General features: G+C 70.0%; 13 protein-coding genes. 6 read left to right on the forward strand and 7 right to left on the reverse strand.

The genetic code is table 11. The features are described from left to right. Window positions 1-28 precede the first annotated feature (28 nt). The gene (locus tag F4560_RS07525; RefSeq protein WP_184918025.1) at window positions 29-1,540 is read right to left on the reverse strand and encodes a GGDEF domain-containing protein; all 1,512 of its coding nucleotides are present in this window, start codon (window positions 1,538-1,540) and stop codon (window positions 29-31) included. A gap of 59 nt (window positions 1,541-1,599) precedes the next feature. On the opposite strand from F4560_RS07525, the gene F4560_RS46015 reads away from it, so the two are divergent. The 4 genes from F4560_RS46015 to F4560_RS07545 all read left to right on the forward strand — a co-directional run bounded on the left by F4560_RS46015 (window position 1,600) and on the right by F4560_RS07545 (window position 3,972). Further along, complete coding sequence (locus F4560_RS46015; protein ID WP_184918028.1) at window positions 1,600-2,118, forward strand: MarR family winged helix-turn-helix transcriptional regulator; 519 nt, start codon at window positions 1,600-1,602, stop codon at window positions 2,116-2,118. Between the two features lie 210 nt (window positions 2,119-2,328). Further along, window positions 2,329-2,946: a DUF4360 domain-containing protein gene (locus tag F4560_RS07535; protein ID WP_184918030.1), complete on the forward strand. Its 618-nt coding sequence runs from the start codon at window positions 2,329-2,331 to the stop codon at window positions 2,944-2,946. Between the two features lie 104 nt (window positions 2,947-3,050). Then, window positions 3,051-3,683, forward strand: a complete 633-nt coding sequence (locus F4560_RS07540; RefSeq protein ID WP_184918033.1) for a DUF4360 domain-containing protein — start codon at window positions 3,051-3,053, stop codon at window positions 3,681-3,683. 70 nt (window positions 3,684-3,753) lie between these two features. Next, window positions 3,754-3,972 carry a hypothetical protein gene (locus tag F4560_RS07545; protein WP_184918036.1) on the forward strand — a complete coding sequence of 73 codons (219 nt, stop codon included), beginning with the start codon at window positions 3,754-3,756 and terminating at the stop codon, window positions 3,970-3,972. A 77-nt stretch (window positions 3,973-4,049) separates the two neighbouring features. Here F4560_RS07545 and F4560_RS07550 read toward each other — a convergent pair whose 3' ends face one another. The 4 genes from F4560_RS07550 to F4560_RS07565 all read right to left on the reverse strand — a co-directional run bounded on the left by F4560_RS07550 (window position 4,050) and on the right by F4560_RS07565 (window position 11,429). Continuing rightward, window positions 4,050-5,501, reverse strand: coding sequence for a glutamate synthase subunit beta (locus F4560_RS07550; RefSeq protein WP_184918039.1), 1,452 nt, complete (start codon window positions 5,499-5,501; stop codon window positions 4,050-4,052). Next, window positions 5,494-9,990 (reverse strand): glutamate synthase large subunit, encoded by a 4,497-nt coding sequence (gltB, locus tag F4560_RS07555; protein ID WP_312868747.1) that lies wholly within the window; start codon window positions 9,988-9,990, stop codon window positions 5,494-5,496. The genes F4560_RS07550 and gltB overlap by 8 nt, the downstream gene beginning before the upstream one ends. Before the next feature lie 384 nt (window positions 9,991-10,374). Next, window positions 10,375-10,587 (reverse strand): hypothetical protein, encoded by a 213-nt coding sequence (locus F4560_RS07560; RefSeq protein ID WP_184918045.1) that lies wholly within the window; start codon window positions 10,585-10,587, stop codon window positions 10,375-10,377. 137 nt (window positions 10,588-10,724) lie between these two features. Next, complete coding sequence (locus F4560_RS07565) at window positions 10,725-11,429, reverse strand: VIT1/CCC1 transporter family protein (RefSeq protein WP_184918048.1); 705 nt, start codon at window positions 11,427-11,429, stop codon at window positions 10,725-10,727. 152 nt (window positions 11,430-11,581) lie between these two features. Here F4560_RS07565 and F4560_RS07570 point away from each other — a divergent pair, with 152 nt between their 5' ends. Further along, window positions 11,582-12,202 carry a peptidoglycan recognition protein family protein gene (locus tag F4560_RS07570; protein WP_312868751.1) on the forward strand — a complete coding sequence of 207 codons (621 nt, stop codon included), beginning with the start codon at window positions 11,582-11,584 and terminating at the stop codon, window positions 12,200-12,202. Window positions 12,203-12,265: 63 nt separating this feature from the next. Here the strand turns inward: F4560_RS07570 and F4560_RS07575 are convergent, their stop codons facing one another. Together F4560_RS07575 and F4560_RS07580 are read right to left on the reverse strand one after the other, a co-directional pair. Beyond that, on the reverse strand, window positions 12,266-12,820 hold the full coding sequence (locus tag F4560_RS07575) for a hypothetical protein (protein WP_184918054.1): 555 nt from the start codon (window positions 12,818-12,820) through the stop codon (window positions 12,266-12,268). Window positions 12,821-12,924: 104 nt separating this feature from the next. Next, window positions 12,925-13,707, reverse strand: coding sequence for an SGNH/GDSL hydrolase family protein (locus F4560_RS07580; protein WP_184918056.1), 783 nt, complete (start codon window positions 13,705-13,707; stop codon window positions 12,925-12,927). A 133-nt stretch (window positions 13,708-13,840) separates the two neighbouring features. On the opposite strand from F4560_RS07580, the gene F4560_RS07585 reads away from it, so the two are divergent. Beyond that, a complete protein-coding gene (locus tag F4560_RS07585) occupies window positions 13,841-14,377 on the forward strand; it encodes a TetR/AcrR family transcriptional regulator (protein WP_184918059.1) in 537 nt (178 codons plus the stop codon). Window positions 14,378-14,384: the final 7 nt, after the last annotated feature.

Genomic DNA, 14,384 nt, shown 5'->3' on the forward strand with positions numbered 1-14,384 from the left:
GCCGACCGCCCCCGCCGACCGCCTCGTCCTACGAGTGGACGACGAGCCCTCGACCGCCACCGCGCTTGGCCTCGTACATGGCGTTGTCGGCGCGGCTGAGGAGGGACGCGGCGGTGGCTTCCGGGTCTTGGCCCGTGCAGATCACCACTCCGACCGACGCGCTGATCTCTTCGCCGAGCGCGTCGAGCACGCGGGACGCCACCTGCTCCGGCTCCGCTACACCTTCGACCAGGACGCCGAACTCGTCACCACCCAGCCGGGCCACCACGTCGGTGTCGCGGACGCACTGCCGGAGCCGCTGCGCGACCGTTTCGAGCACCGCGTCGCCGTGCGCGTGGCCGGACACGTCGTTGACCGCCTTGAAGTCGTCCAGGTCCACGAACAGCAGCCCGAACGGCGTGCCGTCGCGGTGGTGGTCGGCCAGCGCCTCGTCCAGCCTGCTCTCGAACAGCGCCCGGTTGGCCAGGCCGGTCAACGGGTCGTGGTGCGCCTGGTGGTTCAGGCTGTATTCGGATTCCCGCAGCAACAGCACCAGCTTCGTGTTGTCCACCAACGTCACCAGCTGCCGCAGGATCACCGCGACGAACACGGTGAACCCCGAGGCGATCTCCACCCCGTCCAACGGCCGCAGGTCGCCGATCAGCGTGCGGCGCAGCACCAGGACGCTGCTGACCAACAGCGGCACGTACGGCATGAGCAGGTAGGCCCACTGCCACCGCCGGCGGTGTCGGCCCGGCCCGGACGCGGGCGACGCCACCGGCGCCAGCGCGGCCAACGCGATCAGCGCCGGCCCCACCACGAACCCGGCGTTGGCCAGCGGCGGCACTTCGGGCGCCTGAATGCTGACCAGGTAGGCGAAGGCGAGGTCGGACAGCGCGAGCCCCACCAGACCCAGCCCGAGCAGCCGGAGTTGGTTGCGCAGCACCACTGTCCGGTCCGCGCTCAGCACCACCACGATCACCAGCAACGCCAGGTCCGTCACGGGGTACGCGATGGCCACCAGGAACGCGGCCGTGCTCGGGTTGCCGACCGAGACCAGCCCGCCGAGCGACGTCGTCCACGTGAGCACGAACAGCGACCCGGTCACGATCAGACCGTCCAGCAGCAACACCAGCCGGGCGCTGTGGGAACGGCGGTCCAGCAGCGCGTCGGGTGAGCCGGATCGGCGGAAGTTACCGATCACCAGCAGCGCGATGAACGCGAACGGCACGATGCTCAGGTACCCGGCGTCCGCGAGGGACGGTGACGGCACGGCCCGCCGTTCGACCAGCTGGTACCACGTCCACAGCACCTGCCCGGTGGACCAGCCCGCCATGCCGACGCCCATGGCGAGCCGCCAGCGGCGGTCCGGCCCGGTGGCCCGGCGGGCCGTCCACAGGCAGCAGCCGGTCGCGAACAGGCCCGTGGCGAGCTGTGCCAGGTCGTCCAGCACGACCGCGGCCTCGCCCTTGACGATGTCGAAACTCGCGGCCACGGACGCGGCGGTGGCGATCACCAACACGACCGCGGCCGTGGTGGCGAACCGACGCGTCCCGATCACGCCGGCCAGTGTGCCGTATTCCCGTGTCGTCGGCCGGGTCGCCCTGTCAGGATCAGCGAGTGGCAGAGCAGGAGGTCCCCGTGGCCGCGGAAGTGGTGACGGGGCAGGATTATGAACGTTACGCACGTTATCGGATCGCCGAGTCCGGTGGGGACGCGGACGCGTTCGGGCTCTCGTACAACGTGCTCCACCTCGCGTACATGATGATCACCGACTACGAGGCGTTGGTGCACCGCGAGCAAGGGTGGACCATGCCCGGGTTCCGGTTGATGTTCAAGTTGTGGATCCTCGGTCCGACCCAGCCGGCGCGGCTCGCCGGACTGTCCGGCACCACGCGGTCGGCGATGTCCAACCTGATCAACACGTTGGAGCGGGCCGGGTTGGTGGAGCGGACCAGGGACGACCAGGACCGGCGGGTCGTCTTCGTGGCGTTGACCGACCGCGGCCGCGATTCGGTGGCCCGCGCGTTCCCCAGCCAGAACGCGCGGGAGTCGCGCTGGTTCGAGGCGCTGACCGACGACGAGTGCGCGCGAATGGTGCAGATGATCCGACGTGTGGTGGCCGCCCGGCCCGATTGAGTCCGGACGCAATAGGCGCGACCTGCCTCGTTTCGATTTGGTAGCGATTTCAACGAACGCCGTCCGGGTTGCATATTTGCCCGGCTGAAGTATTCGTTCCACAATGTGGGAGCGCTTCCACTCTAATGGTGGAACTGTGCGCCGATGGCATTGCGCTACCTTCCTGTAACCGCCGTCACATCGTGAAGTGAGGTCAGAGGAAGGCAATCCATGCTGAGCACAGTGGCCGCGGCGGTTTTGGCCATGTCCGCGATCAACCCATTAAGTGAACCGCAGGTCGACATCGCGCCTGATTACGTCACCGTCGAAGTGCGGACGGTGAACGGCTCCGGTTGCCCGGCCGGTACCGCGGCGGTCGCCGCCGCGCCCGACCGCACCGCGTTCACCGTCACGTACAGCCAGTTCCTCGCCCAGGCGGGCGCGGCGTCGGAACCGACCGACTTCCGGAAGAACTGCCAGCTCGCGCTGGAGCTGAGCTACCCGCAGGGCTTCACGTTCGGCGTCACGCAGGCCGACTACCGCGGGTTCGCGCACCTCCAGGCGGGCGCCGTCGGGATGGAGCAGGGCAACTACTACTTCCAGGGCATGTCGCCGACGTCGCGCAAGAGCCACACGTACACCGGGCCGTTGAGCGACAACTGGCAGGCGACCGACAGCACGGAATGGGGCGCCATCGTGTACGCCCCGTGCGGTGAGCAGCGGCTGTTCAACATCAACACGGAACTGCGGGTCTCGGCGGGCACGTCGACCGGCACGAGTTTCATGGTGATGGATTCGACGGACAGCAACGTGAGCACCACCTATCACTTCTCCTGGAAGCGCTGCTAGCACCGGCCGGACCGCCCTCCACCCGGTACTGCGCCGCGTGTTCTCAAACTGCGTCAATTCGCCGCCGATAACCCCTGCTCGAGGACGAGTCGGAAGGTGTCTCCATGTTCAATTTCGTGGTGGCCGCCACCATGGCGGCGGCGATCGTCATTCCTCCCGGTGGTGCGCCGAACACGGTTCCGCCGCCGGACCACATGACGATCGACGTGGTGACCGTGAACGGCTCCGGCTGCCCGGCCGGAACCGCCGCCGTAGCGGTGTCACCGGACAACAAGGCGTTCACCGTCACGTACAGCCAGTTCCTGGCGCAGGTCGGTGTCGGTTCACTGCCCACGGATTTTCGGAAGAACTGCCAGCTCAACCTGAGGCTGAACATCCCACAGGGGTTCACCTACGGCATCGCGCAAGCCGACTACCGCGGCTTCGCCCACCTTGAGCAGGGCGCGACCGGAATGGAACGTGCCAACTACTACTTCCAGGGCATGTCGCCCACGGCGTACCAGAGCCACAGCTACGAGGGCCCGTTCAGCGACGACTGGCAGGCGACCGACACGACCGAGCTCGCCGCGATCGTCTACCACCCGTGCGGTGAGCAACGCCTGTTCAACATCAACACCGAGCTCCGGGTGAGTGCGGGCACGTCCGACCCGACCAAGACCACGAGCTTCATCTCGATGGACTCCACGGACGGCAGTGTCGAGACGACCTACCACTTCGCCTGGAAGACCTGCCCGTAGCCCGACTCCGGTCCCGGCGGGCAGGCGCCGCGCCGGGGCCGGTCGGAGTGGTGACGGGAAGGAGTCCCCGGTGACCGGACCACGCTGTCCGGCCACCGGGGACGGCTCATGGGAACGGTCGCGGTGGGCGGCGGGCACCCGCCCACCGCGGCGGCCGGATCGACGGCCCTGCCCCGAAAGCGGACTCGGGAACTCGCGGGGTGAGGAATGCGGCAGCCGGCTGCGGCACGTCGGCGCGCAAGAGCGCGTGCGCGAGGCGTTCGACCGGCTCGCTGAAGCGCTGAGGTGACGCGTGGCCGGACCACGTTGTCCGGCCACGCGTGCAGGGGGTCCCCGGACGCACGTCGTTGTACGCCCGGGGACGGCTCAGACGAGCGGCCGGTCGGTCGGCTCGATCGGCCGCGGCAGGACGTGCCTGCCGGTGAGGTAGGCGTCCACGCCGGCGGCGGCCGAGCGGCCCTCGGCGATGGCCCACACGATCAGCGACTGGCCGCGCCCCATGTCGCCGGCCACGAACACGCCGTCGACGGAGGTGGCGAACGAGTCGTCACGGGCGACGTTGCCGCGTGCGTCGAGACCGACGCCCAGCTCGGTGAGCAGGCCGTCCTTCTCCGGGCCGACGAAGCCCATCGCCAACGTCACCAGCTGCGCCGGGATCTCCCGCTCGCTGCCCGGCACCGGCTCGAACCGCCCACCGGACGCCTCGACCTCGACCAGCTTCAGCGCCCGCACCGCACCCGCGTCGTCACCCAGGAACTCCACGGTGGACACGGCGTACAGCCGCTCGCCGCCCTCCTCGTGGGCCGACGTCACCCGGTACAGCATCGGGTAGGTCGGCCACGGGTGTGCCTCGGCGCGCTTCTCCGGCGGCCTCGGCATGATCTCCAGCTGCGTCACGGACAACGCGCCCTGGCGGTGGGCGGTGCCCACGCAGTCCGCGCCCGTGTCGCCGCCGCCGATGACCACGACGTGCTTGCCCTCGGCCGTGATGGGCGGCGCGTCCAGCTCGCCGCGCGCGACCTTGTTCGCCCACGGCAGGTACTCCATCGCCTGGTGCACCCCGGTCAACGAACGGCCCGGCACGGGCAGGTCCCGCCACGCCGTCGCGCCACCGGCCAGCACCACCGCGTCGTAGGACTCCCGCAGCTCCTCGACCGTGACATCGACACCGACGTTCACGCCCGTCCGGAACTCGGTGCCCTCGGCCCGCATCTGGTCGAGCCGGCGGTCCAGCCGCCACTTCTCCATCTTGAACTCGGGGATGCCGTAGCGCAGCAGCCCGCCGATGGCGTCCGCCCGCTCCAGCACCACCACGTCGTGGCCCGCACGGGTCAGCTGCTGGGCGGCGGCCAGGCCCGCGGGCCCGGAGCCGACCACGGCCACCTTGCGCCCGGTGCGCGTCGGCGGCAGCTGGGGCGTCACCCAGCCCTCGTCCCACGCCCGGTCGATGATGGAGATCTCGACCCGCTTGATGGTGACGGCATCGCCGTTGATCCCCACCACGCAAGCGGCCTCGCACGGCGCGGGGCACAACGTCCCGGTGAACTCCGGGAAGTTGTTGGTGGCGTGCAGGCGTTCCGACGCCAGCCGCCAGTCCTCCTTCCACACCAGGTTGTTCCACTCGGGGATCAGGTTCCCCAGCGGACAGCCCTGGTGGCAGAACGGGATGCCGCAGTCCATGCAGCGACCGGCCTGCTTCTCCAGCTTGGGCTGCTCGAACTCCTCGTAGACCTCGCGCCAGTCGCGCAGGCGCAGGAAAACGGGACGGCTGCGCGGGGTCTCACGTTCGGTGGTGAGGAACCCACGAGGGTCAGCCATGGGATGCCTCCATGATCGCTTGGTTGACGTCGCGGCCTTCCAGCTCGGCCCGTGCCTGTGCCGCCAGCACCCGCTTGTAGTCCTTCGGCATGACCTTGGTGAAGCGGTCCACCGCCAGGTCCCAGTCGGCCAGCAGCGCGTGCGCCACCGCGGAGTCCGTCTCCAGGTAGTGCTTCTCCACCGCACGGCGGAGGAACTCGCGGTCCGACTCGTCCAACGGGTCCAGGTCCACCATCTCCTGGTTCACCCGCTGCACGGCCGTGTCCAGCACGTACGCGATGCCGCCCGACATGCCCGCGGCGAAGTTCCGCCCGGTCGCGCCGAGCACGACGACGCGCCCGCCGGTCATGTACTCGCAGCCGTGGTCGCCCACGCCCTCGACGACGGCCAGCGCGCCCGAGTTGCGCACGCAGAACCGCTCGCCGACCTTGCCGCGCAGGAAGATCTCACCACCGGTGGCGCCGTAGCCGATCACGTTGCCCGCGATGATGTGCTGCTCGGCGACGAACTGCGCGTCGGCCACCGGCCGGACCACGATCCGCCCGCCGGACAGGCCCTTGGCCACGTAGTCGTTCGCGTCGCCGACGAGCCGCAACGTGATGCCACGCGGCAGGAACGCGCCGAACGACTGCCCGGCGGTGCCGGTGAACGTGATGTCGATCGTGTCGTCCGGCAGGCCTTCACCGCCCCACCGCTTGGTCACCTCGGAGCCGAGCATGGTGCCGACGGTGCGGTTCACGTTGCGCACCGGCAGTTCCAGCCGAACGCGGTCACCGGACGCGATCGCGCCCTCGGCGAGCTGGATCAGCGTGTTGTCCAGCGCCTTGTCCAGCCCGTGGTCCTGCGCCACGACGTGGTGCCGCGCCGCGCCTGCCGGCAACTCCGGCACGTGGAAGATCGGCGACAGGTCGAGCCCGGCCGCCTTCCAGTGGTCCACCGCGACACGCGTGTCGAGCAGGTCCGCGTGCCCGACGGCTTCGGCCAGGGTGCGGAAACCGAGCTGCGCCAACAGCTCCCGCACTTCCTGCGCGACGAACTCGAAGAAGTTCACCACGTGCTCGGCCTTGCCCGCGAACTTGGCGCGCAGCACCGGGTTCTGCGTGGCCACGCCGACCGGACAGGTGTCCAGGTGGCAGACCCGCATCATGATGCAGCCCGACACGACCAGGGGAGCGGTGGCGAAACCGAACTCCTCTGCGCCGAGCAGCGCCGCGATCACCACGTCCCGCCCGGTCTTGAGCTGGCCGTCGGTCTGCACCACGATCCGGTCGCGCAACCTGTTGGCCAGCAACGTCTGCTGCGTCTCGGCCAGGCCCAGTTCCCACGGGCCGCCCGCGTGCTTGATGGACGACAGGGGAGAGGCGCCGGTGCCGCCGTCGTGGCCCGAGATCAGCACGACGTCCGCGTGCGCCTTGGACACGCCCGCCGCGACCGTGCCGACACCGACCTCGGAGACGAGCTTCACGTGGATGCGCGCCGCCGGGTTGGCGTTCTTCAGGTCGTGGATGAGCTGCGCCAGGTCCTCGATCGAGTAGATGTCGTGGTGCGGCGGCGGCGAGATCAGGCCGACGCCGGGCGTGGAGTGCCGGGTCTTGGCGATCCACGGGTACACCTTCGCGCCGGGCAGCTGGCCGCCCTCGCCGGGCTTCGCGCCCTGCGCCATCTTGATCTGGATGTCGTCCGCGTTGACGAGGTACTCGCTCGTCACGCCGAACCGGCCGGACGCCACCTGCTTGATCGCCGAACGCCGCGAGTCGCCGTTGGCGTCGCGGGTGAAGCGCTCCGCGTCCTCGCCGCCCTCACCGGTGTTGGACTTCGCGCCCAACCGGTTCATGGCGATCGCCAGCACCTCGTGCATCTCCTGCGAGATGGAGCCGTAGGAGATGGCGCCGGTGGCGAACCGCTTGACGATGGACGAGACCGGCTCGACCTCGTCGATCGGCACGGGCTCCCGCACGCCCTCCTTGAACGCGAACAGACCGCGCAGCGTCAACAGACGCTTTGCCTGCTCGTCCACCGCCCGCGTGTACTCCTTGAAGATGTCGTAACGCCCGGTGCGAGTGGAGTGCTGGAGCTTGAACACGGTCGTGGGGTTGAAGAGGTGCGCCTCACCCTCGCGCCGCCACTGGTAGTCGCCGCCGACCTCCAGCTCGCGGTGGTGCGCCCGGACGCCGTCGGCCGGGAACGCCATCCGGTGCCGCCGCGCGACTTCCTCGGCGATGACGTCGAACCCGATGCCGCCGAGCCGCGACGTGGTGCCGGTGAAGCAGGAGCGGACGACCTCGTCGCCGAGGCCGATCGCCTCGAAGATCTGCGCGCCGGTGTAGGACGCCACGGTCGAGACGCCCATCTTGGACATCGTCTTGCGCACGCCCTTGCCCAGCGCCTTGATCAGGTTGCGGGTGGCGACCTCCGGTTCGACGTCCGGCAGCTCCTCCACCGAAGCCATGGCCAGGTAGGGGTTCACCGCCTTCGCGCCGTAGCCGATGAGCAGCGCGATGTGGTGCACCTCGCGCGCGTCGCCCGCCTCCACGATCAGGTCCACCTGGGTGCGGGTCTTCTCGCGTACCAGGTGGTGGTGCACCGCGCCGGTCAGCAGCAGCGACGGGATCGGCGCGTGGGTGGCGTCGAGACCGCGGTCCGACAGGACGACCAGCCGTGCGCCGTCCTCGATCGCCTGGGACACCTCGGCCCGGATCTCGTCCAGCCGGCGCACCAGCGCCTCACCGCCGCCCGCGACCTCGTACAGGCCGCGCACGGTGAAGGTGCGGAACTCCGGCAGCGTGCCGTCGTCGTCCACGTGGACGAGCTTGGCCAGCTCGTCGTTGTCCAGCACCGGGAACGGCAGCGAGATCCGCCGACAGCACGACGCGTCGGCGCTCAGCAGGTTGGGCTCCGCGCCGAGCGTGGCGTGCAGCGAGGTCACCAGCTCCTCGCGGATCGCGTCCAACGGCGGGTTGGTCACCTGGGCGAACAACTGGCTGAAGTAGTCGAACAGCTGCCGCGGCCGGTCCGACAGCGGCGCGAACGGGGCGTCGTTGCCCATCGAGCCGATCGGTTCCGCGCCCGAACGGGCCATCGGGCCCAGCAGCAGCGCCATTTCCTCTTCGGTGTAGCCGAAAGCCTGCTGCCGCCGCACGAGGGACGAGTGCGTCGGCACCTCCCGCTCACGCGCGGGCAGGTCGGCCAGGTGCAGGATGCCGTCGGCGACCCACTCCTGGTACGGGTGCTCGGCCGCCAGCTCGCCCTTGATCTCCTCGTCGTCGATGATCCGCCCCTGGGCGGTGTCCACGAGGAACATCTTCCCCGGCTCCAACCGGCCCTTGCGCACGATCGTCGTCGGGTCGAACTCCAGCACGCCCGCCTCGCTGCCGAGCACGACCAGGCCGTCCTCGGTGACCCAGTACCGGGCCGGGCGCAGGCCGTTGCGGTCCAGCACCGCGCCGATCAGCGTGCCGTCGGTGAACGACACCAGCGCCGGACCGTCCCACGGCTCCATGAGCGTGGAGTGGAACTCGTAGAACGCGCGGCGCTGCGGGTCCATCTCGGCGTGGTTCTCCCACGCCTCCGGGATCATCATGAGCACCGCGTGCGGCAGGCTGCGCCCACCGAGGTGGAGCAGCTCCAGCACCTCGTCGAACGTCGCCGAGTCGCTCGCGTCGCGGGTGATCACCGGGAACACCCGGGACAGGTCACCGGGGATCAGGTCGGTGGCGAGCATCGACTCGCGCGCGTCCATCCAGTTCCGGTTGCCGCGCATGGTGTTGATTTCGCCGTTGTGCGCCACGTACCGGTACGGGTGCGCGAGCGGCCACGACGGGAACGTGTTGGTGGAGAACCGGGAGTGCACCAGACCGATGGAGCTCGTCACCCGCTCGTCGGTGAGGTCGGGGAAGAACTTCTCCACCTGGGGCTCGGTGAGCATGCCCTTGTAGATGATGGTGCGCCCGGACAAGCTCGGGAAGTACACGTCCGTCGCGTGCTCGACGCGCTTGCGGACGACGAACGCGAGCCGCTCCAGCTCCAGGCCGGCGGTGCCTTCCGGACCGGCGAGGAAGAGCTGGCTGAACGCGGGCATGGTGGTCTTCGCGGTCGGCCCGACGTGGTCGGTGTCGACCGGCAGTTCACGCCACCCGAGGACCGTCGCCCCTTCTTCGGCGGCGATGCGCTCGATCTGTTCCCTGACCTCGTCCTGGCCCTCTTGCGGGAGGAACGCGGTACCGACCGCGTAGCCGCCGGGCTCGGGCAGGGGGAAGCCGACGACCTCGCGGTAGAACGCGTCGGGCACCTGGATCAGGATGCCCGCGCCGTCACCGGTGTCCGGTTCGGCGCCGCGCGCGCCTCGGTGTTCGAGGTTGCGCAGCGCCACCAGGGCCTGGCTGACGATCGCGTGATTTCTGCGGCCGGCCAGGTCGGCGACGAACGCGACACCGCAGGCGTCGTGCTCGTACTGCGGGTCGTAAAGGCCTTGCGGCTGGTGGTGGGTCACAACGGGCCCTCCCGTGGCGTCGTCCGGGCATCGTCCGGGCATACGGATGCGGCCGAACGCCCACGCGCGGCTTTACGCGGACAGCTCGGCCTACAGGTTCTGGCTGTGGATCCACGCCCGAGAGATCTTCGGCGTGGTGACCGCACTCCGTTGTGCGGGAGAACTGCACTTCCTTGTGCGCGCGTGCCGCGGCCGGATGGGCAGCGAGACGTGCTGAGCGGTGCACCGGGATTGCCGGGGTCTTGTGACGATAGTGTGAATTCGCGGTTATGGCTCTAGTCCGAGAGGGCGTCGTGGTGAATCACACCACTACTTGACGCCGTTGCGACCAACGCTGTACACCCGGTCGGGCTAGTAATTCTTTTCTTTCAGTTGTCGGTGAAGTCAGTCTCCGGCTCTTCTGGACTCCCTGACACAGCCCGCCGCGACGACGAGGCACAGCGCCGCGAGGGCGCCCTGCCACCACGCGGCCTCGCTCACGGCGAGGGTCACGTTGACGCCGGCGACCAGCGCGAAGAGGGCTGCCAAGAGGGTCCAGAGCCGCCGTTCGGCCTTCTCGCCCCGGGGGAAGGGGACGAATGTGGGTGGGTGGGTCACGGCCGACACCTCCAGTCCGGGCTTGCCGCGCTCGACGTCGACAAGTCAGGTGGGAGTACCCGCAGATTGCGTACTCCACACCTCGGGGTGGTGACTTTTTTCGGCCGGTCACCCAGCGTGTGCGTGTGTGATCGTGGTCACGCCACCGTTACGCCGAACAGGACGCCGACGTAGTAGGTGACGATCATCGTGAGTGACCCGACCACGACGTTCCGCCGGACCGCGCGGCCGACGTGGCTCGACCCGAGGCGCGCGCTGATCGCGCCGGTGAGCACCAACCCGACCAGCACGGCCACCGCGCACGCCCACACCCGCCAGGCCGTCGGCGGCAGCACGATCGCGATCACCGGGATCAGCGCGCCGATCGCGAACGCCACCAGCGACGCCCACGCGGCCTGCCACGGGCTGGTCAGGTTGTCCGGGTCGATCTGCAACTCGGCCTCGGCGTGCGCGCGCAGGGCGTCCTGCTCGGTCAGTTCGCGCGCCACCCGTGCGGCCAACTCCTCCGACAGCCCCTTCTCCCGGTAGATGTCGGCGAGTTCCCGTTCCTCGGCCTCCGGCATGTCGCGCAACTCTTGCGCCTCCAGCCGGAGCGCGGCCCGCTCGGTGTCCCGCTGCGTGCTGACCGAGGCGTACTCGCCGCCCGCCATCGACAGCGATCCCGCGACCAGCCCGGCCACACCCGCGGCGAGGATCGTGTTCCGGTCGGCGGTGGCGCCCGCGACGCCCACCACGAGGCCGGCCGTGGACACGATGCCGTCGTTCGCCCCGAGGACGCCGGCGCGCAGCCAGTTGAGCCGTCCGGAGAGGTCGTCGTGGTGCGGTTCGCCGGGGTGCGTCATAACGGAGATGGAATCACCACTCGGCTACCGGGTGGAGTCCCGGGCGCGAACGGGTGAAAGGCTGCGACAGCGGTTCAGTCCAGTCCTGAGTGGTCCGGTGCCGTCCGGCGAGCGCCGTGTGATCCACTCCCGGCTGACGAATGGGGGGAGACGTGGTCAGCAGACGAGCGGTGTTGCTCGGGGTGGGGGCGGTTGTCGGGCTGGGCGCCGTGACCCTGCCGAGTTCCGTCCGGCGACACGTCGAGCCGTGCTCGGAGTGGGGCGCTCGGCCGCCCGTCGAACAGCCGTTGTCGTTGGGCCACAAGCCGGAGCGGATCCTGATCCACCACACGGCGACGGACAACGCGACGGACCTGTCACGGGGGCACGCGCACCGGTTGGCCCGGTTCTTCCAGGAGCTGCACATGGACCGCAACGACTGGGGCGACACCGGGCAGCACTTCACCATCACCCGGGGTGGGGTGTTGTTGGAGGGGCGGCACGGCAGCCTCGACGCGCTGCTCGCCGGTGATCGGATGGTGGAGGGCGCGCACGCGTTCGGGCAGAACCGGAACTCGATCGGCATCGAGAACGAGGGCACGTACGTCGACCAGGAGCCGCCGGCGGTGCAGTGGGACGCGTTGGTGTGGCTGTGCGCGGTGATCTGCCGCCAGTACGGCATCCCGTCCACGGAGATCCACGGCCACCGCGACTTCTGGGACGGCACCGTGTGCCCCGGCGACGCCTTCCACGCCCTGTTGCCCCGGCTGCGGGCCGAGGTCGCGTTGGCCTAGGTCGTGCCGGCTCGGCGTCAGCCCGCCATCGTCGGCCGCCACGCGGTGGCGTCGAACGTGCGGTCAGCTGCTCTCGACGATGCGCCACTGCGGTCCGCCGACCCACGTGGCTTCCAGCCGAGAGGTGTGGCCAGGCCCGGTGAACTCGACCACGACGGCGTCCGCGGGCTGTTCGACGGTCGCGGCGAAGCCTTGGCGTGGGGTGGCGGAGATGGGTTGCATGTCGGCGGGGGAGAAGCGGATCGCGGCCACCCCGCCGTGGAGGCGGAAGCTGCGCAGGTACACCGGTCGGCCGTTCTCCTCGGTCCACGTGCCGTTCTCGGACGGCAAGGGCGGGGGCGGAGTCGTGGTCGTGGTGACGGCGGCCGTGGTCGTGGTCGGCGCGACTGTCGCCACGACAGCCGCCTTGGTCGTCGTCGTGGGGGGAGCGGGGGCGACGGTGGTCGTCGTGGTGGCGGCGGCGCTGCGGATCACGGACGACTGGACGGGCCCGGCGACGACCCGCGGCCGTTCGGGCACGCCCGCGTCCAGCACGAACCGGATGCCCAACCACGACAGCACCACCGCGACGGCGGTAGACGCCAACCACGCGGCGAGGTACTGGAGGCCCCTGGTCACGCGGCCATACTGCCGGAGGCTTCGACCCGGCGGACCCCTGGCCGCCGGAGAGGCGCGCTGCCCTGCGTCAGGGGCGGGTCCGGACGCAGGGCGGCGCGGTCGGGTCAGCCGGTCACGGTGTTGAGCAGGGCGAGGTAGCCCTGGCTGTAGCCGGTGGCGTTGGGGTGGAACGATTCGGCCAGCCGGAAGAGCGAGAACTGGTTGATCCAGGGCGAGCTCCCACAGGCCCCGTGGCCCGTGAAGTGCGCCCGCGCGTCGACGTAGCGGACCCCGGCTGCCGCCGCGCGTCCGGCGATCACCTCGTGCAGGGCGTCGGCGCCCCGGTTGAGCGCGGCTCGCTTGGTCGTGTTCATGCACGTGCCGGTCGGCTCGACCAGCCTCGGGTAACCCAGGACGATCACGGTGGCGTTCGGGGCGCGGTCGCGGATGGTGGCGTAGGTGGAGTCGAGACGTCCCGGCAACGTCGTCCGGGCGCTCTCGATGCCGGTGTTCACGGCGTTGACGCAACTGGTGTCGCTGCCGGTCACGCAGGTGATCATGGTGTTGGCGAAGCCGACGTCGTTGCCGCCGATGGTGATCGTGACCTGGTCCGTGCCCGCGTCCAGCGACGCGAACTGGTCGGTCATGCTCTGCGTGGTGGCTCCGCCGCAGGCGGCGTACTTGAAGGACGACACCGCGTGCGTGTTCGCCCAGAGCTGCGCATACCCGCGCGCGCTGCGGTAGCACGAGCCGCTGACGTACGGCGGCGCGCCCGTCCCGGAGGAGTACGAGTCGCCGAGCGCGACGTAGTCGACGGCCGCCGCGGCCTGTGCCGCGGTCGAGGTGAGCATGACGGCCAGCGCGGCGGGCAGCACCGCGCACACGACCTTGCGAAGACGTAAGCGCACGTCCGGTCCTCCTCGGAAGTCACCTGCGTGAAGGCGGCAGGTCGCCGACGTTACGAAGGCGTTCCGAGGGATCACAGTCAGTGCTATTCTCGTTACCTGCGAGTAACATAGACCGCTTCGCCGGGGTGTCGCCATGATCGTTCCGCGCCGCAGCGACGCCCTGAGGAACCGGGCGGCGATCATCCGCGCGGCCGAGGAGTTGGTGGTCGGCGGCACGACCCCGTCGCTGGCACGGGTCGCCCGGCTGACCGGACTCGGCCAGGCCACCGTGTACCGGCACTTCTCCGACCGTCGCACGTTGTTGCTGGCCATGGCGCGGGAGCACTTGGCGCTGCTGGCGGAGGCGGCCGAGCGGAACGCCCACGACCCGGCCGCGTTCCGGGCGCTGCTGGCAGCCGTGATGGCCTACCAGGTGTCGATGCGCCCGCTGGTCGACGAGATGCGCCGGTTCCCCGAGCCGGACCAGCGCGGCCACGTGCGCAGACTGCTGGACGCGCTGCGCGGCCCGTTCGCCCGTTCCCAGGAGGCCGGGCACCTCCGGCACGACGTCGTGCTGAACGACATCGTGGTGGTGCTGACGATGCTCCAGGCGGCCGTCGACTCGACACCGGACCCCGGCCGCGCGATCCCGGTGCTGCTGGACGGGCTGTTCCGCACGGAACCCCGCTGAGCCCGGC

The organism is Saccharothrix ecbatanensis (assembly GCF_014205015.1).
Lineage (GTDB): Bacteria > Actinomycetota > Actinomycetes > Mycobacteriales > Pseudonocardiaceae > Actinosynnema > Actinosynnema ecbatanense.